Genomic DNA, 24,813 nt, shown 5'->3' with positions numbered 1-24,813 from the left:
CCCGTTTCTGGAAACGTCTCAAGACAGGACGCGGAGAGGCTTCCCCATGACCATTTTGAAGTCCGCCGTCAATCGGCGATCCGAAGACTTTCAGGCTAATGCCGCGCACATGCAAACGCTGGTCGATGACCTGCGGGCGGTGGTGCGCACCATCAAGGACGGCGGCGGCAGCAAGGCGCGCGACAAGCATCTGGCGCGCGGCAAGCTGCTGCCACGGGAACGTATCCGGCGGTTGCTGGATGTCGGCAGCCCGTTCCTTGAGTTCAGCCAGCTCGCCGGGCACGGTCTGTACGAGCCGGGCGGAGTCCCTGCCGCTGGCATCATCACCGGCATTGGCCGCATTGCCGGGCAGGAATGCGTGGTGGTGGCCAATGATGCCACCGTCAAGGGCGGCACCTATTACCCGATGACGGTCAAAAAGCACCTGCGGGCGCAGGAAATCGCGGCGGAAAACGCTCTGCCCTGCGTCTATCTGGTCGATAGCGGCGGGGCTTTCCTGCCACGTCAGGACGAAGTGTTTCCCGACAAGGAGCACTTTGGCCGCATCTTTTACAATCAGGCCACCCTGTCGGCGGCGGGCATTCCGCAAATCGCGGTGGTGATGGGCTCGTGTACGGCGGGCGGTGCCTATGTTCCGGCGATGTGCGATGAAAGCATCATCGTCAAGGGACAGGGCACCATCTTCCTCGGCGGGCCGCCGCTGGTGCAGGCGGCAACCGGGGAAATCGTCAGCGCCGAAGACCTTGGCGGGGCGGATGTTCATTGCCGCACCTCGGGGGTGACCGATCACTACGCCCACAGCGATGACCATGCCCTGTCGCTGGCCCGCCAGATTGTCGGCGGGCTGAACCGGCGCAAAACCCCCGGCGTGACCCTCCAGCGGTCGGAAGAGCCGCTGTATGATCCGGCGGAGCTGTACGGCATCATCCCGCGTGACAGCCGCAAGCCCTATGACGTGCGCGAAGTGATCGCCCGCCTTGTCGATGGCTCGCGCTTTGACGAGTTCAAGGCACTGTACGGGTCTTCGCTGGTGTGCGGCTTTGCCCACCTGTACGGCTATCCGGTGGGGATCGTCGCCAACAACGGCATCCTGTTTTCGGAAAGCGCCCTGAAAGGCGCGCACTTTGTCGAGCTGTGCAATCAGCGTGGCATTCCGCTGGTGTTCCTGCAAAACATCACCGGCTTCATGGTCGGACGCAAATACGAAAGCGGCGGCATTGCCAAGGACGGCGCCAAGATGGTGATGGCGGTGTCGTGCGCCACGGTCCCCAAACTGACGATGGTGATCGGGGGCTCGTTCGGGGCGGGGAACTACGGCATGTGCGGGCGGGCGTTCGGGCCGCGTTTCTTGTGGATGTGGCCGAACAGCCGGATTTCGGTGATGGGCGGCGAACAGGCGGCGGGCGTGCTGGCCACCGTCCGGCGCGAGGCGATGAGCGCCAGCGGGCAGGACTGGCCGACGGACGAGGAAGAGGCGTTCAAGGCCCCGATCCGGGCGCAGTATGAAACGCAGGGGCATCCCTATTATGCCGGGGCGCGGCTGTGGGATGACGGCCTGCTCGATCCGGCAGACAGTCGGCGGGTGTTGGGGTTGGGGCTGTCGGCGGCGCTGAATGCCCCGATTCCGCCGACCCGCTATGGCGTGTTCCGCATGTGATGGCGGGAGGAGGCATGATGACTGAACCAACACCATCCTCCCTGTTGCTCTCCGCTGATGATCGTGGGGTGGTGACCGTCACCCTGAACCGCCCGGCGATTCACAATGCCTTTGATGATCTCCTGATTGCCGACCTGCGGCGGGCCTTTGACGGCTTTGCCGCCGATCCGTCGGTACGGGTGGTGATCCTGACCGGGGCCGGGCGCAGTTTTTCCGCCGGGGCCGATCTGGCGTGGATGCAGCGGATGGCGGGCTATGGCGAGGAGGAAAACCACGCTGATGCCCTCGCACTGGCCGAAATGCTGGCCAGCATCGCCACCTGTCCCAAGCCGGTGATTGCGGCGGTGCAGGGGGCGGCCTTTGGCGGCGGTGTCGGGCTGGTGGCAGCCTGTGACATGGCGGTGGCCAGCGACAGCGCCAGCTTTTGCCTGTCAGAGGTCCGGCTGGGGCTGATCCCGGCCACCATTGCCCCGCATGTGATTGCTGCCATCGGGGTGCGGGCCTCGCGGCGCTACATGCTGACTGCCGAACGGTTCGATGCCATCGACGCCTTCCGGCTGGGGCTGGTGCAGGCGGTGGTGTCGCCCGATCGCCTGCAGGAACAGGTCGAAACATGGGTGAAGGCGCTGTTGCTGGGCGGGCCACAGGCCCTGTCAGCCAGCAAGGACCTGATTGCCTCGGTGGCCGGGCGTCCGTTGTCTTCACCGCTTCTTACCGAAACCGCCGCCCGCATTGCGCGCCAACGGGTCGGGGCCGAGGGGCAGGAGGGCTTGCGGGCCTTTTTGTCCAAACGGGTTCCGTCGTGGGTGAGCCGTGCAGCGGGCCGGGTGGAAAAGGATCAACAGGATGTTTGAGAAAATTCTGATCGCCAACCGGGGCGAAATTGCCTGCCGGGTGATCAAGACGGCGCGCCGGATGGGGATTCGCACGGTGGCGGTGTATTCGTCAGCCGATGCCACCGCCCTGCATGTGCAGATGGCCGACGAAGCGGTGTTTCTGGGCGATGCACCGCCGCGTGACAGCTATCTGGCGGTGGACAAGGTGGTGGCCGCCTGTGTGCGCACCGGGGCACAGGCGGTGCATCCGGGCTATGGCTTCCTGTCGGAAAACGCCGCCTTTGCCGAGGCGCTGGCCGCCGCTGGCGTGGTGTTCATCGGTCCGCCGGTTGCGGCGATCGAGGCGATGGGCTCCAAGGCCGAGTCCAAGCGGCTGATGGCACAGGCGGGGGTGCCGCTGGTGCCCGGCTACCACGGCCACGACCAGAGCGACGAGCGCCTGACCGCCGAGGCCGAGGCCATCGGCTATCCGTTGCTGGTGAAGGCCAGCGCGGGCGGGGGTGGTAAGGGGATGCGGGTGGTGTCGGCACTCGCCGAGCTGCCTGCGGCTCTGGCCGGGGCACGGCGCGAGGCGCTGGCGGCCTTTGGCGATGACAGCCTGTTGCTGGAAAAATACCTCGATCATCCGCGCCATGTGGAAATGCAGGTGTTTGGCGATCAGCATGGCAACTACGTGCACCTGTTCGAGCGTGACTGCTCGTTGCAGCGCCGCCATCAAAAGGTGATCGAGGAGGCTCCGGCCCCGGACCTGCCCCCGGCGATCCGGCAGGCGCTGGGCGAGGCGGCGGTGGCGGCGGCGCGGGCGGTCGGCTATGTCGGGGCGGGGACGGTCGAGTTCCTGTATCAGGACGAAGCCTTTTACTTCATCGAAATGAACACCCGCCTGCAGGTCGAGCACCCGGTGACGGAAATGATCAGCGGGCAGGATCTGGTGGAATGGCAACTGCGGGTGGCCGCCGGTCAGCCGCTGCCCTGTCGGCAGGACCAGCTACAGCCGCGCGGCCATGCCTTTGAAGCCCGTTTGTATGCCGAAGACCCGCACAAGGACTTCCTGCCCGCCACCGGTACCTTGCGGCGGCTGCGGCCTCCGGTGGAAACGGCGACGGTACGGGTGGATAGCGGGGTGGTCGAAGGCGATACGGTGTCGGTGCATTATGATCCGATGCTGGCCAAACTGATCGTCTGGGGTGAAGACCGGGCAACCGCCCTGCGCAGCCTGCGGCGGGCGCTGGCGGAATATCAGATTGTCGGTGTTGCCAGCAATCTGGCCTTTTTGCAGGCGGTGGCCGCCCATCCGGCCTTTGCGGTCAGTGCGGTTTCAACCAAATTCCTCGATCAGAACCGGGCCGCGCTGGTGCCGCCGGCGCCGCCCGTCCCGGCGGAGCTGCTGGTCTGCGCCATTCTGGAAGTCTTTTACCGTCACCGGCAGGCGGTGGCCGGTCAGGCTGCGGCTTCGGCGGACCCGTGGTCGCCGTGGGCCAGTGGGGACGGCTGGCGGATGAATGATGACAATCATTTCGACCTGACCCTCCTTGACGGGGACCAGCGCCAGACGCTGGTGCTGCATTTCCGTGCGGCGGACCAGTATCAGGTGGATGTGGCCGGACAGACATGGCCGGTGGTGGTCCGACAGGCCGGGCAAGGCGAGGTTGTTGCCGAAATTAACGGTCTGCGCCATCACCTTTCTGTCATCTTTGAGGGGGCGGAGCTTGTACTGGTTGCGCAAGGCTTGCACCATCGTATAGTCGTAGACATCCCCGGTGATCATGACGGGGATGACAGCGCAGCGACGGGACTGGTGGTAGCCCCCATGCCGGGCAAGGTGACGCAGGTCATGGTGCAGGCCGGGCAGCAGGTGGACAAGGGGCAGCCACTGGTCATCCTGGAGGCGATGAAGATGGAACACACCCTGCTGGCCCCCTTTAAGGGGATGGTAACAGAGGTGTTCTACACCGCCTCCGAGCAGGTGACCGAAGGGGCGCAATTGCTGATCGTGGAGCTGCTCGAATAAGGGCAGCGCAAGATGTAAGGGGTCTTTAATGAGCAATCGAAACCCGAGTCTGGATGGCCTGATGCGGAATTATGGCTGGGCCGTGCATGACTTCCAGCGGCTGGCAAACTCCGTGTCGCTGTTGGTTGCATCGCTTGAAACGTTTGATGACCTGGTGGCACCAAACTTTTACACCGATGTGGACACGCTGGTGAACCTGCGACCGACGTCGCCGGCCGCCCGCAGGCTGCTCGATGAAATGAGCGATGAAGACCGGCTGACGTTGCGCAAGCTGAAAAAGACCCGTGATGATCTGATGTACCGGTTCTTTCTGGACAACAAGATCAACGCCGATGCATCGGCGGTTCCCTCGGCGGTGCTGGAAAAGCTCGGTACCGCCCAGCGGGAAATCGATGCCGGCAACGCGGTGCTGAACCGTCTGTATCAGGCGTTGGCAGCGCAGGTCTGAGACCGGTGTTCCGGCAGCCTCCCCGGTGACAGCGGGGGGCTGCCAATGCCGAGGATGTTCAAGGCGGAACCGGGCCTGTTCTTTCTCCTGCAGGAGCCCGGAGTATGACGTCTATGCCTTCTTTGCCGTCTTTTCCGTCGTCGGTCCGCATTGTTGAAGTCGGGCCGCGCGATGGCCTCCAGAATGAAAAAAACGTCGTGCCCACTGCCGAGCGTATCGCCCTGATCAACGGGCTGCGGCAGGCCGGGCTGCGCCATATCGAGGTTGGCAGCTTTGTGTCACCGAAATGGGTGCCGCAAATGGCCGACACGCCGCAGGTGCTGGCGGCACTGCCGCCGATGGCCGATGGCCGCTATGCGGTGCTGGTGCCCAATGAACGCGGCATGGACGCCGCCGAAGCGTGCCCCAACATCGGGGAGATCGCCATTTTCGCCGCCGCCTCGGAAAGCTTTTCCCACAAGAACATCAACTGCTCGATTGCCGAAAGCCTGGAGCGGTTCGCGCCGGTGGTGGCGCGGGCGCAGGCCAATGGCTGGGCGGTGCGCGGCTATGTCTCCTGCGTGATGGGATGCCCTTATGAGGGTGATGTGCCCGTGCAACGGGTGGCCGAGGTGGCGGCGGCACTGTACCGCATGGGCTGTTACGAGATTTCCCTTGGCGATACCGTTGGGGTGGGTACGCCCCGTCTGGCCAAGAGCATGATCGAGGCGGTGGCGGCCGAGGTGCCGGTCACCGCGCTGGCGGCCCATTTTCACGATACCTATGGGCAGGCGCTGGCCAACCTGCTGGCGGTGCTGGAACTGGGGGTAGCGGTGATTGACAGCTCGGTGGCGGGGCTGGGCGGGTGCCCCTATGCCGCCGGGGCGGCGGGGAATGTTGCCACCGAGGATGTGGTATACATGCTGCACGGCATGGGGATCGAGACCGGCCTTGACCTGATGGCGCTGGCGGTGGTCGGTCAGCGCATCAGCAGCGTGGTGGGGCGGTCAACGGGATCAAAAGTGGCGCGGGCGGTGCTGGCGCGGGGAGCATAGATGAACAGTAGGGTGGCGGTGGCCGGTGTCGGCTGTGTGATCGGTCTGGCGCTGGTATTGCTGGGGACCGGGGCCGATCCGGCGCAGGCGGTGATGGGACGGGCGGCGGTGGTGATCATCGCCGCTCTCGCCTTGTGGAGCACCGGGGTTTTGCCCGAAGCGGTGACGGCGCTGGCCTTTTTTCTGGCGGTGGTGATGCTGGGAATCGCCCAGCCTGCGGTGGCCTTTTCCGGCTTTCATGCCACCGCCTTCTGGCTGGTGGTGGGGGGAACCATTCTGGGGCTGGCGGTGCGACGCACCGGGTTGGGAGAACGACTGGCGCGTGCGCTGGTCGGGCGGATCGGCCATTCCTACCTTGCCCTGTCGCTGGGTATCGCGGCTGTGGCGATGGTGCTGGCCTTTTTGATGCCGTCGAGCACCGGACGGGTGGTGCTGTTGATCCCGGTGGTGCTGTCGCTGGCCGATCATCTGGGCTATCAGGCGGGCAGCCGGGGGCGGATCGGGCTGGTTCTGCTGGTGGGGATGATGTGCTTCAACCCGCCGACGGCAGTTCTGCCAGCGGTGGTTCCGAACATGGTGATGATGGGGGCGGCAGAAAGCCTGTACGGCCTGCACTTCCAGTATCTGCCGTGGCTGTTGGCCCATTTGCCGATCACCGGGCTGCTGAAGGCGGCGCTGATCGTGGCGGTGTGCTGGGCATTGTTCCATCAGCCGCCGCAGCGGGACGATGACGAGGTTCCCCCTGTCCGCCCGTGGTCGGGCGATGAAAAACGCCTGCTGGTCATTTTGACGCTGACCTTGCTGGTGTGGGCCAGCGATGGCTGGCACGGGATTTCTCCGGCCTGGGTGGCGCTGGCGGCGGGGGTGGTCTGCCTGCTGCCGGGGATCGGGGCCGACAAGCCCTTGATCCCGCTGGAGGGATTGGCGCAGGGAGTCAGCTTTCCCATGCTGCTGCACATCGCCGGGCTGCTGTCGCTGGGGGCGGTGGTGGCCGAATCGGGGCTGGGGGCCGCCATCGGGGGCTGGCTGCTGGCGGTCCTGCCACTGGAGCCGGGGGCAACGGCGCAGAACTTCGCCACCCTGACCGGGGTTTCCGCCGCCGTCGGTCTGCTGACCACCTTGCCCGGTGTCCCGGCGGTGATGACGCCGCTGGCATCAATGCTGGCCGAGGCCAGCGGCCTGACCGTACAGCAGGTGCTGATGATCCAGTCGATTGGCTATTCAACGGTGATCCTGCCCTTTCAGGTGCCGCCACTGATCGTTGCCATGCAGATGGGCGGTGCCCCGGCCCGTCCGGCCGCCCGTTTGACGCTGGGGGTTTGTGTCCTGGCGGTTCTGCTGTGCTGGCCGCTGACCTTCCTGTGGTGGTGCCTGATCGGTGTCCTGTAAGGGGTGCCTGTCAGAACGAAGAAGGCGAGGTGCTTTTCTTCCTGCGGGGTTGAAGGTACAGGAATAAATGGCGTAGAGTGCATATCCCCTCAATCAGGAGGGATGTCGGCAAGGATGGGATCAGGCGCATGATGACGGGCAAGGGGGAAGTCAGAATCCTTGTCGTCGATGATGATCCGAATTTTCGCCGACTGATGCGGGCCATCCTGTCTGCCATCAGCACTGCCGAAATCGCCGAAGCCGGTGATGGTCATCAGGCGTTGCAGGTGATGCGCGACTTTTCCCCCACCCTGATTTTGGTCGACTGGCACATGCAACCCATGGGTGGGGCGGAGTTCATCAGCCATATTCGGACGCACACCGACAGTCCAAACCCGTTGGTACCGATTGTGGTGGTGACAGGTCATGCAGAAAGCGGCCTTGCCACCCAGATCAGGGATGTTGGTGCCGACGATTTTGTGGTTAAACCTGTATCGCCCCGCACGGTGCTGGGGCGTATACTCCGCGTTTTACAGGCCCCCCGATTGTATGTACGGTCAGGGGATTACATGGGGCCGGACCGTCGGCGCCGGACACAGGAAAATCTGCCGGATGACCGGCGGAGGCCCGATGGTCTTAGCGCAAAAGTCGATGGGTAATTTTGGTTCTTTGTGAACGCCTTTTTATGCGAGTATAGAAGTCTTACCTGTATTCTCATCAGCTGCCGTATGTGGCGCCTGGTCAGAGGCATGAGGGACCTGGATGAGCGGCTATAACTTGGAACGTCTTAACTTCCTGGTCGTGGACGACAACAAGCACATGCGGGCGCTGGTGAAAACCATCCTGCACGCCTTGGGGTCGAAAAACGTGCATGAAGCAGCCGACGGTGCAGATGCCTTTAAGGAACTGCGTCACTTTCCGGCTGATATCATCATTTGCGACTGGAACATGTCTCCCCTGGATGGTCTGGACTTTGTGCGGTTGGTGCGGACCGGCAAGGACAGTCCGAATCCGTTTGTTCCGATCATCATGCTGACCGGCCATACCGAGATGCATCGCGTGATCGAAGCCCGTGATGCCGGTGTGCATGAATTCCTGGCCAAGCCGATTTCGGCCAAGGGGTTGTATTCCCGCGTCAAGTCGATTATCGAGCGTCCGCGCCCGTTCATCCGGGCAGGCCTGTATTTCGGGCCGGACCGTCGCCGCCGCCAGATCGACTGGAAGGGTTCGGAACGACGCAAGAACAGCATGGAGATGATCCCCAGCAAGTCGGCAGCTTCGGCTGCGCCGGCCGATGAAGGGGGACTGAGCCAGGCGGAAGTCGAGGCTCTGCTGAACGGATAAGGTGTGCCGGGGGCGGTGCAGACGCCGGAACGTGTCAGGTCCGGCGATACTGGCGGCAGCCGCGAACCACAGCCTTGATGGCATCACGGTTCGCAGGCGTCCGGCAGTCGGGTATCATATGGGGGGGCCTGTGCCTCGACAGACGGGTCTTTGGGAAGACCAGTGGCACAGGTGTAAAAAGGAGTTAGGGTTCATGAGCGGCACCAGTAAGCCGGAATTCATTCAGCCGCCGTCCACCTTGAAAGACAAGGTGGCGATCACCAACGATGGCGTTGATCTCGACGCGTTGGAGCAGGCTGAATTGCTGATCGCCGGGATGCAAGGCTCCTATCTGGAGTGGGTGGAAGAGGATCTGAAGAAGATCTACGCCCTGTATGCCCAGGCGCAGCAGGAAACCGGTTCCCGCAAGCCCGTGTTCAAGGACATTTTCTCGGTTGCCCATGACGTCAAGGGGCAGGGCGGCAGCTTCAACTATCCGCTGATGACCATTATCGGCAACCTGCTGTGCCGTTTCCTCGAACGTCTGGAGGCCGAAGATACCGAGCCGAAAGACAGCCACATGGCGGTGGTCAAGGTACACATCGATGCCATGCGTCTGGTGATTTCCCAGCGGATGGAAGGCGAAGGTGGCCGGGCCGGTGACAATCTGGTTCGGGGCCTGAACGCCGCGCTGTCCAAGATCCAGCCGCCAAAGGACCCGGCCAAGAGCTGATCCGCCTGAGGCGACCTGAACGTTTTTAGAGCATTGTGCGAAAAGTGGGTACCGGTTTTCGCAAAAAACAATGCGACAGAATAAAAGGTTAGAGCAGCGTGCCTGCGTCCGGTTTAACGCACGCTGCTCTAGTCTCAAGCCCCGCTCCTGTCTCAGGGACGGGGCTTTGTGTTGTTGACACCGGCCTTGTGGGGAATGGACCCGATGCTGATCCTGATGCTGGCGGTTGTGCTGTTTCTGGCGACGCACAGTGTGCCTGCCATCCCTGCGGTGCGTCAGCGGGCGATTGCCGTGCTGGGATGGAAAGGCTATGTGCTGCTGTATTCGCTGCTGAGTATCGCTTCACTGGTGCTGGTGGGCTGGGGCTATCGTCAGGCCCCCTATCTGCCTCTGTGGGAGCGCGACCCCCGCCTGTTCTGGCTGCCGGTGCTGGTGATGCCGTGGGCATGGATGCTGGTGGTGGCCGGGCTGGTCATCCCGAACCCGTTCTCGATCTCGCTGTGGCGCGACCGCGCCGCCGAACCTACGACCGGGTTGCCCGCGGTGGTCCGCCATCCGGTGCTGTGGGGATTCCTGCTGTGGGCCGTCGCGCATATGGTGGTGAACGAGGATGCCGCATCGTTGCTGATGTTTGGCTTGTTTGCCCTGCTGGCGCTGATGGGGATGCGCGGGCTGGATCGCAAACGCCGTCGTCTGTGGGGGGATGAGCAGTGGAGCCGGTGTTGGGAACGGCGCTCGTGGCGTGCGGCGCACTGGTCGCAGGCGGTGGCCCTGCTGGCCGGATTGGCAGCCTATGGGGTGTTTCTGGAATTACACGAACGTTTGATCGGTGTGGCACCGTGGCCCGCCGGATTCTGATCCGGGACGGGAACGAGCATCCCCGAGTCGGGGTGTTCATCAGCAGGGCGCACAGCGTGCGGAACGGCCTGAAAGGCCGATGAGCATGTGGTGCGCCTCGGTTTTTCAGAAAGCGCACCCCTTGCTCATTCGCAGCAGAAAATGCCGTCCTCTGCAAGATAATGTTACAAAAATGAGGATAATTCATTGCAATGTGATGACGCATTGGGTAGCCCATTGCCCAACGTGAAATATCCATACAGGTGATTCGTGGGCAAAACCACGCTCGACAAAGATCTGCAAAAGATCGCGTCGCTTGACGCCGCGGCTCATGATCCGCACCGCGTCCGTACCCTGGGGCTGGGCTTTCTGTTCCTGCTTCTGATCCTCCCGTTCATCTGGCTGGTGGTGGGCGACAGCCCGGGTCTGTTCTCGGTGATGGTGGCCGGGGTGATCGGTGGCTACATGGCGCTGAACATCGGTGCCAATGACGTCGCCAACAACATGGGTCCGGCGGTCGGGGCCCGCGCGCTGACGCTGGTCGGGGCGCTGATCATCGCGGCGGTCTGTGAGGCTGCCGGGGCGCTGCTGGCCGGGGCCGATGTGGTCAGCACCATTTCCAAGGGGATCGTTGATCCGTCGGCGATGGCCGACAGTGCCAGCTTCATCCGGGCGATGATGGCGGCGCTGCTGGCGGCGGCCCTGTGGACCAATCTGGCCACCTGGATGGGCGCGCCGGTATCGACCACCCACGCGGTGGTCGGTGGCGTGGTTGGCGTCGGGGTTGCCGCTGCTGGCGTGCAGGCGGTCAACTGGGATGTGATGGGCGGTATTGCGGCCAGCTGGGTGATTTCGCCGTTGCTGGGGGGCGGTATTGCGGCGGGCGTGCTGGCGTTCATCAAGATCACCATTCTGCACAAGGATGACAAGATTACTGCCGCCAGGCGCTGGGTGCCGGTGCTGGTGGCGATCATGGCGGCGGCCTTTACCGCCTATCTGCTGGCCAAGGGACTGAAAAACGTCTGGAAAACCGGGAGTGTGACCTGGACGGTGGCGGCGTTGGGCATGGGGGCGCTGGTGTGGGAAATTACCCGCCGGTCAGTCAACCGTGCCGCCCTGCGCCTGGAAAATACCCGCAAGGCGGTGGCCAGCCTGTTCACCATTCCGCTGATCGTTTCGGCAGCCCTGCTGTCGTTCGCCCACGGGGCCAATGACGTTGCCAATGCCGTTGGCCCGCTGGCGGCGATCGTCAATGCCGCCTCGATGGCCGAGGTGGCCAGCGACATGGCGGTCCATGTGCCGGGCTGGGTGCTGGTGGTCGGGGCGCTGGGCATTTCGATCGGGCTGGTGCTGTTTGGCCCCAAGCTGATCCATGCCGTTGGCGAAAAGATCACCAAGCTGGACCCGGTGCGCGCTTACTGCGTCGCCCTGTCGGCGGCGGTGACGGTGATCGTTGCCTCGGCGATGGGGTTGCCGGTCAGCTCGACCCATATCGCTGTCGGCGGGGTATTCGGTGTCGGCTTCCTGCGTGAATGGTTTGTCAATTCGCGTGGTCGTGAGCCAAAGGTCAAGCCGGTGGTGCTGGGCGAGGACGGGCAGCCGGTGGTCAAGACCCCCGATCCGCTGAAGCTGCAGAAAAAGGCGGAAAAGAGCCGCAAGCGCCGTCTGGTGCGCCGTCAGTACATGACCACCATCGCCGCAGCGTGGGTGATCACCGTGCCGCTGTCGGCGGGGCTGGCTGCGTTGCTGTATGTGGTGATGGAAAAGGTTCTGGGGTAGGCCCCGGCACCATGCTCCTGTTGCGTCATCAGGGCCGGAGAGCAGTCTCTGGCCCTGTGGCGTTTCGGGGTGTTTTTTCGCGCATGAAAATAAAGTAGATATTCACCACTTTATGGTTTTCTCTGGCCGAACGGGCTCAAGGAGTGAACCTGTGTTGTGCCAGACCGGGGCGTCTGGCGGGGTGACAACGAGAGTTCAGAAGAACTCCGCGAACCAGAGGGGCGACGCATGGCAGATCCCGATCTGTCCCCGTCTGGCCAGCAGGCCAGCGGACCGATGGCACCGCTATCGGTGCGGTCAAAAATCCACAGTCTGGACGGGCTGGCGGCGCTGGCGCGGCGAGCGCAGCAGGATGGCAAGACGGTGGCTCTGTGCCACGGGGTGTTTGACCTGCTGCATCTGGGCCACGTGCGCCACATCGAAGCCGCCCGCAAGGAAGCCGATGTCCTGTTTGTCACCCTGACCTGCGACGAACACGTCAACAAGGGGCCGGGCCGCCCGGTGTTTACCGAACAGTTGCGCGCCGAGATGCTGGCCGCGCTGGCCTATGTTGATGCGGTGGGGATCAATTATGCTCCCAGTGCCGAAACGGTGATTCATGCCGTCCGCCCGGATGTCTACATCAAGGGCTCGGACTATGCCGATGCCGATCAGGATGTGACCGGCAAGATCCGCTCTGAACGCGATGCCGTCGAGTCCCATGGCGGGCGACTGGTGTTCACCGACGAGGTAACGTTCTCATCCTCGACGCTGATCAACAAGTACCTCAACGTCTATGACCCGTCATTGCAGCACTATCTGGAAACCCTGCGCGACGAGGGCACCCTTGAAACGCTGCTTGGCCATGTCGAGCGGTTGCAGGAACTGCGGGTGCTGTTCGTCGGCGATGCGATCATCGACGAATACGATTACGTCACCCCGATGGGCAAGGCGGCGAAGGAAAACATTATCGCCAGCCTGTTTCATGGCAAGGAACTGTTTGCCGGTGGCATCATCGCCGCCGCCAACCACGCGGCGAGCGTGGTGAAAAGCGTCGATGTGCTGACCTGTGTGGGCAGCGCCGACTCCCACGAAGCGCTGATCCGCCAGACGGTGCGCGACAACGTGACCCTGCACCTGCTGCAGCGGGACAACGCCCCGACCACCCGCAAGGTGCGCTACATTGACGCCTATTCGATGCGCAAGCTGTTTGAAGTCTATCACATGGACGACAGCTATCTGCATGGCGAGCTGAAGCAGACCTTTGACACCTTCATTGCCGAGCACGCCGCCGAGTATGATCTGGTGGTGGTGTGCGATTTCGGCCATGGCCTGATTGACGGAAAAAGCATCGACCTGCTGGAAAAGCACGCCCGCTTTCTGGCGGTCAATGCGCAGTCGAACGCCGCCAACATCGGCTTCAACATGATCACCAAGTATCCGAAGGCCGATTACATTGCCATCGACGCCAACGAAGCGCGTCTGGCTGCCCATGACAAGGTCAGCGACATGTCCGAAGTGGTCGGCGAGATGCTGCCGCGCCGTATCGACTGTCCGAACATCATCGTCACGCAGGGCAAGCACGGCTGTCTGGTCTATCAACGCGATCAGGGCCTGCACCGCATTCCGGCACTGACCAGCACCATCGTCGATACGGTGGGGGCGGGCGATGCCTTCTTTGCCATCACCGCTCCGGCGGTGGCGCTGGGGGTGCCGATGAAGCTGGTCGGCTTTCTTGGCAATGCTGCCGGGGCGATCAAGGTCGGGATCGTCGGCCACCGCACGTCGGTGGAAAAGGCGCCGCTGGTCAAGTTCCTGACCGCGTTGCTGAAATAACGGGACGCCCCCGGGAACGGGGGAGAGGCCAGACACGGGGTGCAGAATGGCACCAGTTTACACAGCAGGATGCAAATGATGACAGAACGGTCGTGGAATGTGCTGGTGGTTGGGGGCGCGGGCTATGTCGGGGCGGTGCTGGTGCCGCAACTGTTGCAGGCCGGGCACCGGGTGACGGTCCTTGATCTTTACCTCTATGGCGAAGACCTGTTTGCCGACCTGCGCGGCACACCGGGATTCCGCGAGGTCAAGGGCGACATGCGCGATCCGGCGGTGGTTGAAGACGCCCTGAGCGGCTGCGATGCGGTGATCCATCTGGCCTGCATTTCCAACGATCCGTCATTCGAGTTGAACCCGGAACTGGGCAAGTCGATCAACTACGACTCGTTCCGCCCGCTGGTGCAGGCGGCCAAGCGGGCCGGGGTCGAGCGGTTCGTCTATGCCTCGTCGTCGTCGGTGTACGGCATCAAGGAAGGCATCGTGGTGACCGAGGATGTCCCGCTGGAGCCGCTGACCGACTATTCCCGCTTCAAGGCCCTGTGCGAAGACATCCTGCACGAAGAACGCCAGCCCGGCTTTACCACCCTGATCGTCCGCCCGGCCACCGTGTGCGGCTATTCCCCGCGCCAGCGGCTGGACGTGATCGTCAACATCCTGACCAACCACGCGGTCAATCGCGGCATGGTGACGGTGCTGGGCGGAGACCAGTTGCGCCCGAACATCCACATTCAGGACATGTGTGCCTTTTACCTCAACAGCCTGCGCTGGCCTGCCGACCAGATCGACGGCAAGGTCTATAACGTCGGGGACGTGAACTATTCAGTGCGGCAACTGGCCGATATCGTGCGCGGGGTGGTCGGTGAACAGGTGGCGGTCGAGGTCAAGCCGACCAACGACAACCGGTCCTATCATGTGTCGTCCGAGGCCATCGAGCGTGATCTGGACTTCCGCCCGGTACACGGGATCGAACAGGCGGTGCGCGATCTGGTGGCAGCCTTTGAGGCTGGCAAACTGCCCAATTCGCTTGATGACATCCGCTATTACAATATCAAGGTGATGCAGGCGCTGGCGCTGAGCTGAGGCAACGCCTGTCCCCGTGATCGTTACTTGTGCAGATCGGCAATAAAGCGGTCCACCACCAGACGCAGGTGGTGGGCCTGCTGGCCGAGGGTTTCCGATGTTTCAGCGACGGCGGACGACGAGGCGGTGGTTTCCTGCACGGCGATCTGGAAATGCTCGGCGGCCTGATCGCTTTGCTGTACGGCGCTGGTGGCAACCTGTGAACTGCGCTCGATTTCAGTCACCGCGCTGCTTTGCTGATCGACGGCATTGGCGATGTCCTGGGCGATGCCGTTGAGGGTCGAAATGTCGTTGATGATTGTTCCCAACGCCTGCACCGCATCCTGCGACGATGTTTGTACGGCGGAAATCTGCTGTTCGATTTCACTGGTGGCGTGGGCGGTCTGACTGGCCAGTTGCTTGACCTCGTTGGCGACCACGGCAAAGCCCTTGCCAGCTTCGCCAGCGCGGGCGGCTTCGATGGTGGCGTTCAGCGCCAGCAGGTTGGTCTGGCTGGCAATGGTATTGATCAGGTGCAGGATTTCACCGATCCGGTTGGCCGAGGTGTCCAGCGTCTTGACCGTGCTGTCGGCTTCGGCGGCGCGCTCCGAGGCGGCCTTGGCGATCTGTTCGGCCTGATGGACCAGCGAGCGTACCTCGTGGACCGTCGTTTCCAGCCGTTCGGTGGCCGAACCGACATCATCAACGCTGTTGACCGCCACATCGGCGGCATTCAGGACGTCCTGAATGCCGTCCGAGGTCTTGCGGGCGACCGCCTTCATGCGCCCGGAAACGCTTCCCATCTCGTCGGCGGACTGGCTGACGGCGCTGACCGCCCCGCTGATCGTTTCATCAAACTCGGCGGTCAGGGAACGCAGGCGGGCCGCCCAGGCCGCTTCGGCAGCCTTTTCGAGTGCTTCGCGGCGGGCAAGCTCTTCGGCATCGGCTTGCGCCTGGGCAGCAACGTGCAGGGCCTGCTCACTGCTGGCAAAGGCGCTGACAATCTGGGCGGCAATCCACATCAGCACGGCAGTTTCCAGCACCACGATCACCGCATGCAGCACGACACGGAAGAAATCGGCTCCGTCGGGAAATACGGCCCATGGCAGGACAAAGTTCAGCACCAGATGGTGAACGGCGGTGCTGGCCGCACCGGAAAGCACCGGTCGCCAGTCGCACCACACCACCGACAGCGCCAGAGCGGCAAAGAAATACATGTGCAGGTCGATCTGCCACGGATGCCCGGCGAACTGGAACACCAGAATGGCCGGAAAGGCGGCAAGGACGGCCCCACCGGTGATGCGGGTGGTTTCCGCCTGCGGGGCGCGCAGGCAGCCCACCGATGCCACAGCGGCCACCATCACCGCCATCAGGGTCGGCAGCAGGACCGGCTGACCGGACACCAGTCCGGCAAGGGCGACGATACCGACATTGGCCCACGAGAACAGCAGGACAAAGCGGCTGAACCGGGAGCGGATGGAGGACAGGGCGGTCATGGGGGTATCCTTGCAGCAAAAAGAACGGCAGCGTGTTGGACAGCGGTCACAGAGTCAGGCAGCCGCGCGCCGCAGCCGCATCAATCACCAGCCAGGCACCATTGTGTCGCAGGCGCTCGGCACCGTCCGGGCCTTCGAGAGAGGTGGTGACAATGCTGTCCCACAGGCCGGTGCCCTTGATGGTTCCCCCGGCGGCGGCAACAGTGGTGGCCGCGTCGGCAAAGCTGTTCCACGGCGGCAGGATGACGGCGACGGCATGGCCGTTTTGCGGGGTGGCACTGGCGAGCAGTCCGCTCAGGGCCAGCCCGAGGGTCAGCAGGACAGCGGGTGCCCAACGGTGCCAGACGGGCAGGCGCGCGGCTCCGTCCGTCAGGGGCTGCACTGTGCGGGATTGTCGTGTACTGATGAATAAATTCATGCGGAAAATGTAATCTACCGGACCTGAAATACAAGAGCATTCTTTGATGCTCTGCCGGAAGATATAGGGATACGGGCAGGCGGGGAGCCAAAAGGCCCCTCGCCCGCCATCGTGTTGTTCAAGGGAGGAATTACCGCGCCACCGCCGTCGGGGTGGCCAGCGCGTTCCGCTTTTGAATCGCCTCGTAAACCGGCGGAAAGGCCGGGCGGTTGAGGTAACGGCCCGCCCCGCGCACTGCCCGGCTTTCGCCAAGGGCATGGGTGATCACCCCCTGGCTGAGGGTGTAGACTGGCAGCCCCTGAATCTCCATGCCTTCAAAAATGTTGGTGCTGACCTTCTGGAACTGGGTGCGGGCGGAGATGGTCTTGTGGGCCGCCGGGTCCCAGACGATTAGGTCAGCGTCGGCCCCGACCTGCACCGTGCCCTTGCGCGGATAGAGGTTGAAAATGCGTGCCGCATTGGCCGAGGTGATGCGCACAAAGTCGTTCATCGTCAGCCGACCGCTGTTGACCCCGTGGTGCCACAACACCGGCAAACGGTCTTCCACCCCGCCGGTGCCGTTGGGGATCTTGGCGAAGTTGTCTTTGCCCATCGCTTTCTGTTCGGTACAGAAACAGCAGTGGTCGGTGGCGGTGGTGTGCAGGCGTCCCGATTGCAGGCCGTGCCACAGGGCATCCTGATGCTTTTTGGCGCGGAACGGCGGGCTCATCACATGGGCGGCGGCAATGTCCCAATCGGGATGGCGGTACACGCTGTCATCGACCAGCAGATGCCCGGCCAGCACTTCACCGAACACCGCCTGTCCGCTGTCCTGACCGCGCCGAATGGCATCAAGGGCTTCTTCGACCGAAACATGCACAAGGTAAACCGGCACGCCCAGCACGCGCGCCACCTGAATGGCGCGGTTGGCGGCTTCGCCTTCGACCTCCGGCGGGCGGGACAGCGGATGGCCTTCGGGGCCGGTGAGGCCCTGCGCCAACAGCTTTTGTTGCAGGCGGAACACCAGCTCGCCGTTTTCAGCGTGAACAGTCGGGATGGCGCCCAGTTCGAGGCAGCGGGTGAAGCTGTTCACCAACACTTCGTCATCGGCCATAATGGCGTTTTTGTAGGCCATGAAGTGCTTGAAGCTGTTGACGCCGTGCTGTTCGACCAGCGTGCCCATGTCACGATGTACGCTGTCATCCCACCACGTGACGGCGACGTGAAAGGAATAGTCGCTGGCGGCCTTGTCGGCCCAACCGCGCCAGGTGTGAAAGGCCTCGAGCAGTGATTGCTGCGGGTTGGGAATCACGAAGTCGATGATGGTGGTGGTGCCACCCGCCATCCCGGCGACGGTGCCGCTGAAAAAGTCTTCGGTGGCGACCGTCCCCATGAACGGCAGTTCCATGTGGGTGTGGGGGTCGATGCCCCCCGGCATCACGTAACAGCCTCCGGCGTCGATCACTTCGGCCCCGCCGGGGGCCTCCAGATCGGCACCGACGGCCTTGATCAGCCCGTCTTCACAGTACACATCGGCGCGAAAGGTCTGCTCGGCGGTGACAACGGTCCCGCCCCGAATGATGACACCCATCGACTTGCTCCTTGCTGGCGTGCGGGTTAACTCTCGCCCGGCACTCCGCCTGTACAGGATACAGGATCATCCGGTGGCGCCAGTCCGCCCGCCCGCAGGACCATCCGCACCACTTCGGCCGTGAAGTGGGCAAAATCGTCACGGGTGAGCTTTTTGCGTCCGAGAACCGTCCGAACCTGCACCTCGAAATCAGCGTAATGCTGGGTCATTGACCAGATCATGAAGAAGAACTGCCGGGGATCGACCGGAGCCATGCGGCCTTCGGATATCCACTGCTCGATGACGGCGGCCTTGCGATCGACCAGACGGCGCAGGTCTTCGGCGAGAAACTCACCGATCTGGCTGGCGCCGTGGAGGATTTCGTTGGCAAACACCTTCGAGGCATTGGGGCGCAGGCGCGAGGCGTCCATTTTGGCCCGGATGTAGGCAGTCAGGGCCGTCGCCGGATCGGCGCTGGCATCCAGCCCGGCCAGCGGGTCCAGCCACAGGCGTAGAATGTTGTCCAGCACCGCCCGGTACAGGTCTTCCTTGGTTCCGAAATAATAGTGCAGGTTTGCTTTTGGCAGTCCGGCCTTGTCGGCGATGTCGGCCATGGTGGCACCGGCGCATCCGGCCTCGGCGAACACCAGTTCGGCGGCCTTGAGGATGCGTTCGACGTTTTCCCGCCGTATCCGGCGGCCACGGGCGGCTGTTTGCGCCTTCTCCGTCACGTCCATGGGAAGGGGGTCGCTCCTTGAAGGGAAAGGGGAGGGGATCGGGGCGACCATCTTACGACAGGGACGGGACGGGGTTAAACGGCTTCCTGCCATCGGCAATCCTGCATTTGAGTTTTAAGGGGCTGTTTGCTCTCCGTTGGCCTTGTGCAGCATGGCGTGTAACAGCACGTCACAGCCCGCCGCCGCCCATTCGGGGGTGGTGTCTTCGATTTCGTTGTGGCTGATGCCGCCGACGCAGGGGATGAAGATCATCCCGGTAGGGGCGATCCGGGCCATGTAGCAGGCGTCGTGTCCGGCTCCGGCGATGATGTCGCGGGCGCTGAAACCACCCTTGGTCACTCCGTCGCGGACGGCGGCGACGCACGAGGCCTCGAACGGCACCGGGGCGTAGTAGAAAATCTGCTCCAGCGCCGTTTCCAGCCCGATGGTGCTGGCAATGTCGGCGACGGCGGCGCGCAGCTCGGCATCCATCGCTGCCAGCGTGGCATCATCGGGGTGGCGCAGATCGACGGTGAAGAACACCTGACCGGGGATGACGTTGCGCGAGTTGGGGTGAATCTGCATCAGCCCGACGGTGGCGCAGGCGGCGGGGGCATGGCTCAGGCCGATGCGGTTGACTGCCTCGACCACCCGCGCCGCACCCAGCAGGGCATCCTTGCGCCGTGGCATCGGGGTCGGCCCGGCGTGGGCTTCCTGTCCGGTGAAGGTGATTTCATACCAGCGTTGCCCCTGGGCGTCGGTGACCACCCCGATGGTCTTGCCTTCGTCTTCGAGGATCGGCCCCTGTTCAATGTGGGCCTCGAAATAGGCTCCGACCGGGCGGCCCCCCACCGGAGCCTCCCCGGCATAGCCGATGCGGGCCAGTTCCTCGCCCATTGTCTTGCCGTCGAGGTCGGCCCGGCTGAGGCCATAGTCGAGATCGAACACCCCGCAGAACACCCCCGAGGCGACCATTGCCGGAGCAAAGCGCGAGCCTTCCTCGTTGGTCCACACCGCCACTTCCACCGGGGCTTCGGTGGTGTAATTGAGGTCATTCAGGGTGCGGATCACCTCCAGCCCGGCCAGCACGCCATACACGCCGTCAAAGCGGCCGCCGGTCGGCTGGCTGTCGAGGTGGCTGCCGGTGATGATCGGCGGCAGGGCGTTGTTGCGCCCCGCACGGCGGGCAAAGATGTTGCCGATGCGGTCAATGGTGATGGTGCAGCCAGCCTCTTCGCACCATTTGATGAACAGGTCACGACCGGCCTTGTCTTCGTCGGTCAGGGCCAGACGACAGACGCCGCCCTTGGCGGTGGCGCCGATGCGGGCCATCTCCATCAGGCTGTTCCACAGGCGGGCGCTGTTGACCTTCAGGTTTTGCGGCAGGGACGAAGTGGACATCATACTGTCTCCGGGGCGGTCTGGCGGAACGGGTTCTGCGGGTGCCGGGTCCAGGTGAGCGGCGGCTGGGTGGCCGGTTCGGGCTGCATGGTGATGCACGACGGCACCGGGCAGACGTGCGAACACAGGTTACAGCCCACGCAGTCGTCCGGCTCGACGGTGAACACCCGGCGGCCTTCGCCTGCGCTGATGCGGATCGCCTGATGCGAGGTGTCTTCGCAGACGATGTGACAGCGGCCACAGTCGATGCAGGCGTCCTGATCAATCACCGCCTTGGTGGAGAAATTCATGTTGAGGTCATTCCAGTTGACCACATTCTTCACCGCCGCCCCGATCAACGGCTCCAGCGAGTCCATTCCCTTGCTGTCGAGGAAGTTCGACAGGCCGCTGATCATGTCCTCGACGATGCGGAAGCCATAGGTCATCGCCGCCGTACACACCTGCACGCCGTGGGCCCCAAGGGCGATAAACTCGGCGGCGTCGCGCCAGGTGCTGATGCCGCCGATGCCGGAAATCGGGATGCCTGCGGTAAAGGGATTGCGCGAGATTTCGGCCACCATGTTCAGGGCAATCGGCTTGACCGCCGGGCCGCAATAGCCGCCGTGGGTGCCTTTGCCATCGACGGTCGGGGTCGGGGCCATGGCGTCCAGATCGACCGAGACAATCGAATTGACGGTGTTGATCAGCGCCACCGCATCGGCCCCGCCGCGTTTGGCGGCTTCAGCGGACCACAGGATGTTGGTGATGTTGGGGGTCAGCTTGACGATCACCGGCATGCGGGTGGCGTTCTTCACCCAGCGGGTGACGTTTTCCACCATCTCGGGCACTTGTCCGATGGCCGAGCCCATGCCGCGTTCGCACATGCCGTGCGGGCAGCCGAGGTTCAGTTCCAGCCCGTCGGCCCCGGTGGCTTCGATCTTGCGCACCAGCTCGACCCAGGCGCTTTCTTCCATCCGCGCCATCAGCGACACCACCAGTGCCCGCTCGGGCCAGTCTTTTTTGACCTGGGCAATTTCCTGCAGGTTGACCTCCAGCGGGCGGTCAGAGATCAGTTCGATGTTGTTGATCCCCAGAATGCGCCGCTCGGTGTCCATGTGGGCGCCATAGCGCGAGCTGACGTTGACCACCGGCGGGTCTTCGCCAAGGGTTTTCCACACCACCCCGCCCCAGCCGGCCTGATAGGCGCGGACCACGTTCAGGGCCTTGTCGGTGGGCGGAGCCGAGGCCAGCCAGAACGGGTTCGGCGAGCGGATTCCGGCAATCGTGCAGCGTAAATCAGCCATGGTGTCAGGTCCTTCAGGCAGCGGTCAGGGCGGACAGGCGGAGGGTGGCATCGATGGCGTGGGCGGCGCGTTTGCCGTCCTCGACCGCCTGCACCGTCAGGTCTTCGCCGCTGGCAATGCAGTCGCCGCCAGCGTAGACACCGGGGATTGAGGTCTGGGCGGCATCGTCAACGACGATCTTGCCGCCCTGCACGGCGATCCCGGCCAACGCCCCGGTGAGCAGGGTTTGACCCACCGCTTTCAGCACCAGATCGGCGGGCAGGGTCAGGGTGCTGCCGGTGCCGGTCAGGCGACCATCGCTGAGGGTGGTGCGTTCAAAGGTGATGGTCTGGACATGACCATCACCATCCATCCGGCGTGGCTCGGCAAAGGTGCGCAGGATGACGCCGCTGGTCAGCGCCAGCTCCTGTTCCCAGCCGGTGGCCTTCATCTGCTCGCGGCCCCGGCGATAGACCAGCGTTACCTCGGCAGCGCCCAGCCGTTTGGCCTGAATGGCGGCGTCGATGGCGGTGTTGCCGCCGCCAATCACCACCACCGTCTCCGGTACCGCAGGCGGGGCCGAGGGCGGGCTTTGGCGCAGGCGTTCGATAAAAGCGGTGGCGTCTTCGACCCCGCTCAGGTCTTCGCCGGGGATGCTCAGGCGGTTGTTCCCGCCCAGCCCGATGGCCAGAAACACCGCGTCATGGGTTTGCCGCAGCCCGTCGAGGGTGATTTCGTGGCCCAGACGGTGTTCCGGGTACAGGGTGATGCCACCGATCCCCAGCACAAAGGCGACTTCGCGGGCGGCAAAATCGTCGGCCATCTTGTAGGCGGCCAGCCCGTATTCGTTCAGTCCACCGGCTTTCGGTTTGGCATCGTACAGCGACACCTGATGGCCCAGCAGGGCCAGCCGATGGGCACACGACAGCCCGGCCGGACCCGCGCCAACCACCGCCACCGTCTTGCCGGTGGCCGGAGCACGCTCGAACGGCTGGCGGCCACTGGTGATCATCGCGTCGGTGGCATACCGCTGCAGGCGGCCAATGGCCACCGGACGATCTTCGGCGGTGGTGCGGACACAGGCCTGCTCGCACAGGGTTTCCGTTGGACACACCCGGCCACAGGTTCCACCCAGAATGTTTTCGGCAAAAATGGTGGTGGCGGCCCCGGTCAGGTTGCCGGTGGCAATCCCCCGGATGAAGCCGGGAATGTCGATGCTGGTCGGGCAGGCGCGGGTACAGGCGGCGTCATAACAGAACAGGCAGCGGTTGGCTTCGGCGCTGGCCTGCAGGTCGGTCATCGGCGGAACGAGATCCTGGTACACGGAAAGCGGGCTGTCGTTCATCGGGCTGGCATCCCTTGGTCGTGACGGAGGAAGGCGTGGTGTTTTCCCCTTATCAAAAGGCGTGCCAAGTGAGGTTTCATGCGGGTTTGGTGGATTTAATCTGATCAAATGGTCAAGATTTGGGGGTTTGGTCAGCTTTTGCGGCGGGCATCTGATTAGATTTAGATCAAGAGGGGATCAAAAAGTGTCGTTGGTCTGGGAAGGGAGGAAATTTCTGTGGAGATTCAGATGTGATTATTTTTTGTGCTGCCTGTTTTTTGGTCTTTTCGGGTTGGTGGCACATCTTGAAGGTGTGTCATTCATGCGTTACAGTCTTTGCTCTTTTTAATCGCTGGGTGGGTCTTCGAAATGATGCAATGGAGTGCGCTGCTTAATCTTTCTCGCCTTTGTGACCCTGTGCCTTCTCGTGATGCTGAAACGGAGGAGCGTCCGGCTTATTATCGGGATATAGAAAGAATTACCTTCTCCGACCCATTTCGGCGGTTAGCAAATAAAACTCAGGTTCATCCGCTTTATGAGCATGATCATATCCATCATCGGCTGATACATAGTGTCGAGACGGTCAACGTTGGGCGGTCTCTGGGGATGGGGGTTGGTCTTAAGATTCGCCAACGTTGTCCAGAAGATGCTCCTGATCCTTATATAATGTCGGGTGTTGTTCAGGCCGCGTGTTTGGCTCATGACATTGGGAATCCTCCCTTCGGCCATTCTGGAGAAGCGGCGATTGGAGAATGGTTTGCTCGCCATTTTGATAGAAAAACCTATTCGCTTCTGGCGAAGCTGGACGAGAAGGATCGGGGTGAGTTTACGGAATTTGAGGGGAATGCTCAGGGGTTTCGCCTGCTCTCTCGGCTGGAGATGTATCGGAACCGTGGTGGGATGCGTCTTTCAAAGGCTGTTCTGGCAGCTTTTTCAAAGTATCCAGTTACTGCATATGACCATAAAAGAGAATTTGGTGTTGATGCTTATTGTGGAGCGAAGAAGTTTGGTATATTTAGGAGCGAATTGGAATACTTCAATGATGTAGCGAATAGTACTGGTCTTATTTCTAAGGGCGCTAATTGCTGGCGTAGGCACCCTCTTGTATTTCTTGTCGAGGCGGCTGATGATATCTGCTATTCAATTATGGATATTGAGGACGCTCATACCTCTGGAGAGCTATCATATGCCGAGGTCGAGCGCTTATTGATGGGAATTTTTCGCTCCAACCAGTCGCAGGGTGATAGGAGTGAAGGAGAGCAAATAGCCTATTATCGAGCAAAGGCTATTGGTGTTGCGATTAATGCGTGTATTGAAGCATTTATGAATAATTATGATGATATTATGGTGGGTAGTTTTTCAGGGTCATTAATTAATTCCTCTGTTATTCATGAGCAATTTAAAGAATTGGTATTAATAAGTAAGAATAGAATATATAAATCTCATAGAAAAATGGAACTTGAGGTTTTTGGTCGTAATGTTATACATCGTATTATGGATGGTGTGGTAGGCGTATATCAGGATCTGAAAGATAAAAAATGGAATCGTGATGAAATGAACTCATATCACAGGCGTTTGGTTGATATGAGTAAGATGGACATCCGTGATGTTCATGATGAGTATTCTGCTCTTCACTCATTGACGGATTACGTGTCTGGAATGACGGATCGCTATGCAGTAAAGATGGCGCATATGCTGACTGGGGGATGATTCCCTGAAACAAAAAGCCTCCCCCACCGTCTGGTGA

21 protein-coding genes are annotated in these 24,813 nt (G+C 62.3%); 14 read left to right on the top strand and 7 right to left on the bottom strand.

Annotated elements, in window-relative coordinates; genetic code table 11:
- The first annotated feature begins 46 nt into the window (after positions 1 to 46).
- The 13 genes from BW995_RS11860 to BW995_RS11800 all read left to right on the top strand — a co-directional run bounded on the left by BW995_RS11860 (position 47) and on the right by BW995_RS11800 (position 14,921).
- Entirely contained in the window at positions 47 to 1,657 is a 1,611-nt protein-coding gene (locus BW995_RS11860) for a carboxyl transferase domain-containing protein (protein WP_076400618.1), read from the top strand.
- Between the two features lie 14 nt (positions 1,658 to 1,671).
- Positions 1,672 to 2,511 (top strand): enoyl-CoA hydratase/isomerase family protein, encoded by an 840-nt coding sequence (locus BW995_RS11855; RefSeq protein WP_139332880.1) that lies wholly within the window; start codon positions 1,672 to 1,674, stop codon positions 2,509 to 2,511.
- On the top strand, positions 2,504 to 4,504 hold the full coding sequence (locus BW995_RS11850; protein ID WP_076400616.1) for an acetyl-CoA carboxylase biotin carboxylase subunit: 2,001 nt from the start codon (positions 2,504 to 2,506) through the stop codon (positions 4,502 to 4,504). The genes BW995_RS11855 and BW995_RS11850 overlap by 8 nt, the downstream gene beginning before the upstream one ends.
- A 28-nt stretch (positions 4,505 to 4,532) precedes the next feature.
- On the top strand, positions 4,533 to 4,952 hold the full coding sequence (locus BW995_RS11845) for a hypothetical protein (protein ID WP_076400615.1): 420 nt from the start codon (positions 4,533 to 4,535) through the stop codon (positions 4,950 to 4,952).
- 113 nt (positions 4,953 to 5,065) lie between these two features.
- Positions 5,066 to 5,986 (top strand): hydroxymethylglutaryl-CoA lyase, encoded by a 921-nt coding sequence (locus tag BW995_RS11840; RefSeq protein WP_076400614.1) that lies wholly within the window; start codon positions 5,066 to 5,068, stop codon positions 5,984 to 5,986.
- Positions 5,987 to 7,375: an SLC13 family permease gene (locus BW995_RS11835; RefSeq protein ID WP_076400613.1), complete on the top strand. Its 1,389-nt coding sequence runs from the start codon at positions 5,987 to 5,989 to the stop codon at positions 7,373 to 7,375.
- 128 nt (positions 7,376 to 7,503) lie between these two features.
- Positions 7,504 to 8,013 carry a response regulator gene (locus BW995_RS11830; RefSeq protein ID WP_084194791.1) on the top strand — a complete coding sequence of 170 codons (510 nt, stop codon included), beginning with the start codon at positions 7,504 to 7,506 and terminating at the stop codon, positions 8,011 to 8,013.
- A 103-nt stretch (positions 8,014 to 8,116) separates the two neighbouring features.
- Positions 8,117 to 8,698, top strand: coding sequence for a response regulator (locus tag BW995_RS11825; protein ID WP_076400612.1), 582 nt, complete (start codon positions 8,117 to 8,119; stop codon positions 8,696 to 8,698).
- Between the two features lie 193 nt (positions 8,699 to 8,891).
- A complete protein-coding gene (locus BW995_RS11820) occupies positions 8,892 to 9,410 on the top strand; it encodes a phosphorelay protein (RefSeq protein ID WP_076400611.1) in 519 nt (172 codons plus the stop codon).
- 168 nt (positions 9,411 to 9,578) lie between these two features.
- Positions 9,579 to 10,268, top strand: a complete 690-nt coding sequence (locus BW995_RS11815; protein ID WP_139332879.1) for an NnrU family protein — start codon at positions 9,579 to 9,581, stop codon at positions 10,266 to 10,268.
- A 249-nt stretch (positions 10,269 to 10,517) separates the two neighbouring features.
- Positions 10,518 to 12,026 carry an inorganic phosphate transporter gene (locus BW995_RS11810; protein WP_076400609.1) on the top strand — a complete coding sequence of 503 codons (1,509 nt, stop codon included), beginning with the start codon at positions 10,518 to 10,520 and terminating at the stop codon, positions 12,024 to 12,026.
- Between the two features lie 228 nt (positions 12,027 to 12,254).
- Positions 12,255 to 13,841, top strand: coding sequence for a PfkB family carbohydrate kinase (locus BW995_RS11805; RefSeq protein ID WP_217696077.1), 1,587 nt, complete (start codon positions 12,255 to 12,257; stop codon positions 13,839 to 13,841).
- 75 nt (positions 13,842 to 13,916) lie between these two features.
- Positions 13,917 to 14,921 carry an NAD-dependent epimerase/dehydratase family protein gene (locus BW995_RS11800; protein ID WP_245821426.1) on the top strand — a complete coding sequence of 335 codons (1,005 nt, stop codon included), beginning with the start codon at positions 13,917 to 13,919 and terminating at the stop codon, positions 14,919 to 14,921.
- A gap of 23 nt (positions 14,922 to 14,944) precedes the next feature.
- Here the strand turns inward: BW995_RS11800 and BW995_RS11795 are convergent, their stop codons facing one another.
- The 7 genes from BW995_RS11795 to BW995_RS11765 form a co-directional block, all read right to left on the bottom strand.
- Positions 14,945 to 16,396: a methyl-accepting chemotaxis protein gene (locus BW995_RS11795; RefSeq protein WP_076400607.1), complete on the bottom strand. Its 1,452-nt coding sequence runs from the start codon at positions 16,394 to 16,396 to the stop codon at positions 14,945 to 14,947.
- A gap of 46 nt (positions 16,397 to 16,442) precedes the next feature.
- Positions 16,443 to 16,778, bottom strand: coding sequence for a hypothetical protein (locus BW995_RS11790; RefSeq protein WP_076400606.1), 336 nt, complete (start codon positions 16,776 to 16,778; stop codon positions 16,443 to 16,445).
- Positions 16,779 to 16,944: 166 nt separating this feature from the next.
- On the bottom strand, positions 16,945 to 18,384 hold the full coding sequence (hydA, locus tag BW995_RS11785) for a dihydropyrimidinase (RefSeq protein WP_076400605.1): 1,440 nt from the start codon (positions 18,382 to 18,384) through the stop codon (positions 16,945 to 16,947).
- A gap of 26 nt (positions 18,385 to 18,410) precedes the next feature.
- Positions 18,411 to 19,100: a TetR/AcrR family transcriptional regulator gene (locus BW995_RS11780; RefSeq protein ID WP_076400604.1), complete on the bottom strand. Its 690-nt coding sequence runs from the start codon at positions 19,098 to 19,100 to the stop codon at positions 18,411 to 18,413.
- 114 nt (positions 19,101 to 19,214) lie between these two features.
- Positions 19,215 to 20,480 (bottom strand): Zn-dependent hydrolase, encoded by a 1,266-nt coding sequence (locus BW995_RS11775; RefSeq protein ID WP_217696076.1) that lies wholly within the window; start codon positions 20,478 to 20,480, stop codon positions 19,215 to 19,217.
- On the bottom strand, positions 20,480 to 21,763 hold the full coding sequence (gene preA, locus BW995_RS11770; RefSeq protein WP_076400602.1) for an NAD-dependent dihydropyrimidine dehydrogenase subunit PreA: 1,284 nt from the start codon (positions 21,761 to 21,763) through the stop codon (positions 20,480 to 20,482). The genes BW995_RS11775 and preA overlap by 1 nt, the downstream gene beginning before the upstream one ends.
- A gap of 13 nt (positions 21,764 to 21,776) precedes the next feature.
- A complete protein-coding gene (locus BW995_RS11765; protein WP_076400601.1) occupies positions 21,777 to 23,087 on the bottom strand; it encodes an NAD(P)-dependent oxidoreductase in 1,311 nt (436 codons plus the stop codon).
- A gap of 348 nt (positions 23,088 to 23,435) precedes the next feature.
- Here BW995_RS11765 and dgt point away from each other — a divergent pair, with 348 nt between their 5' ends.
- Positions 23,436 to 24,776 carry a dGTP triphosphohydrolase gene (dgt, locus tag BW995_RS11760; protein WP_217696075.1) on the top strand — a complete coding sequence of 447 codons (1,341 nt, stop codon included), beginning with the start codon at positions 23,436 to 23,438 and terminating at the stop codon, positions 24,774 to 24,776.
- Positions 24,777 to 24,813: the final 37 nt, after the last annotated feature.

The organism is Insolitispirillum peregrinum (genome assembly GCF_900156605.1).
Lineage (GTDB): Bacteria > Pseudomonadota > Alphaproteobacteria > Rhodospirillales > Rhodospirillaceae > Insolitispirillum > Insolitispirillum peregrinum.
The sequence above is the reverse complement of the archived record's forward strand: the minus strand, read 5'-3'. Positions and strand labels throughout refer to the sequence as shown.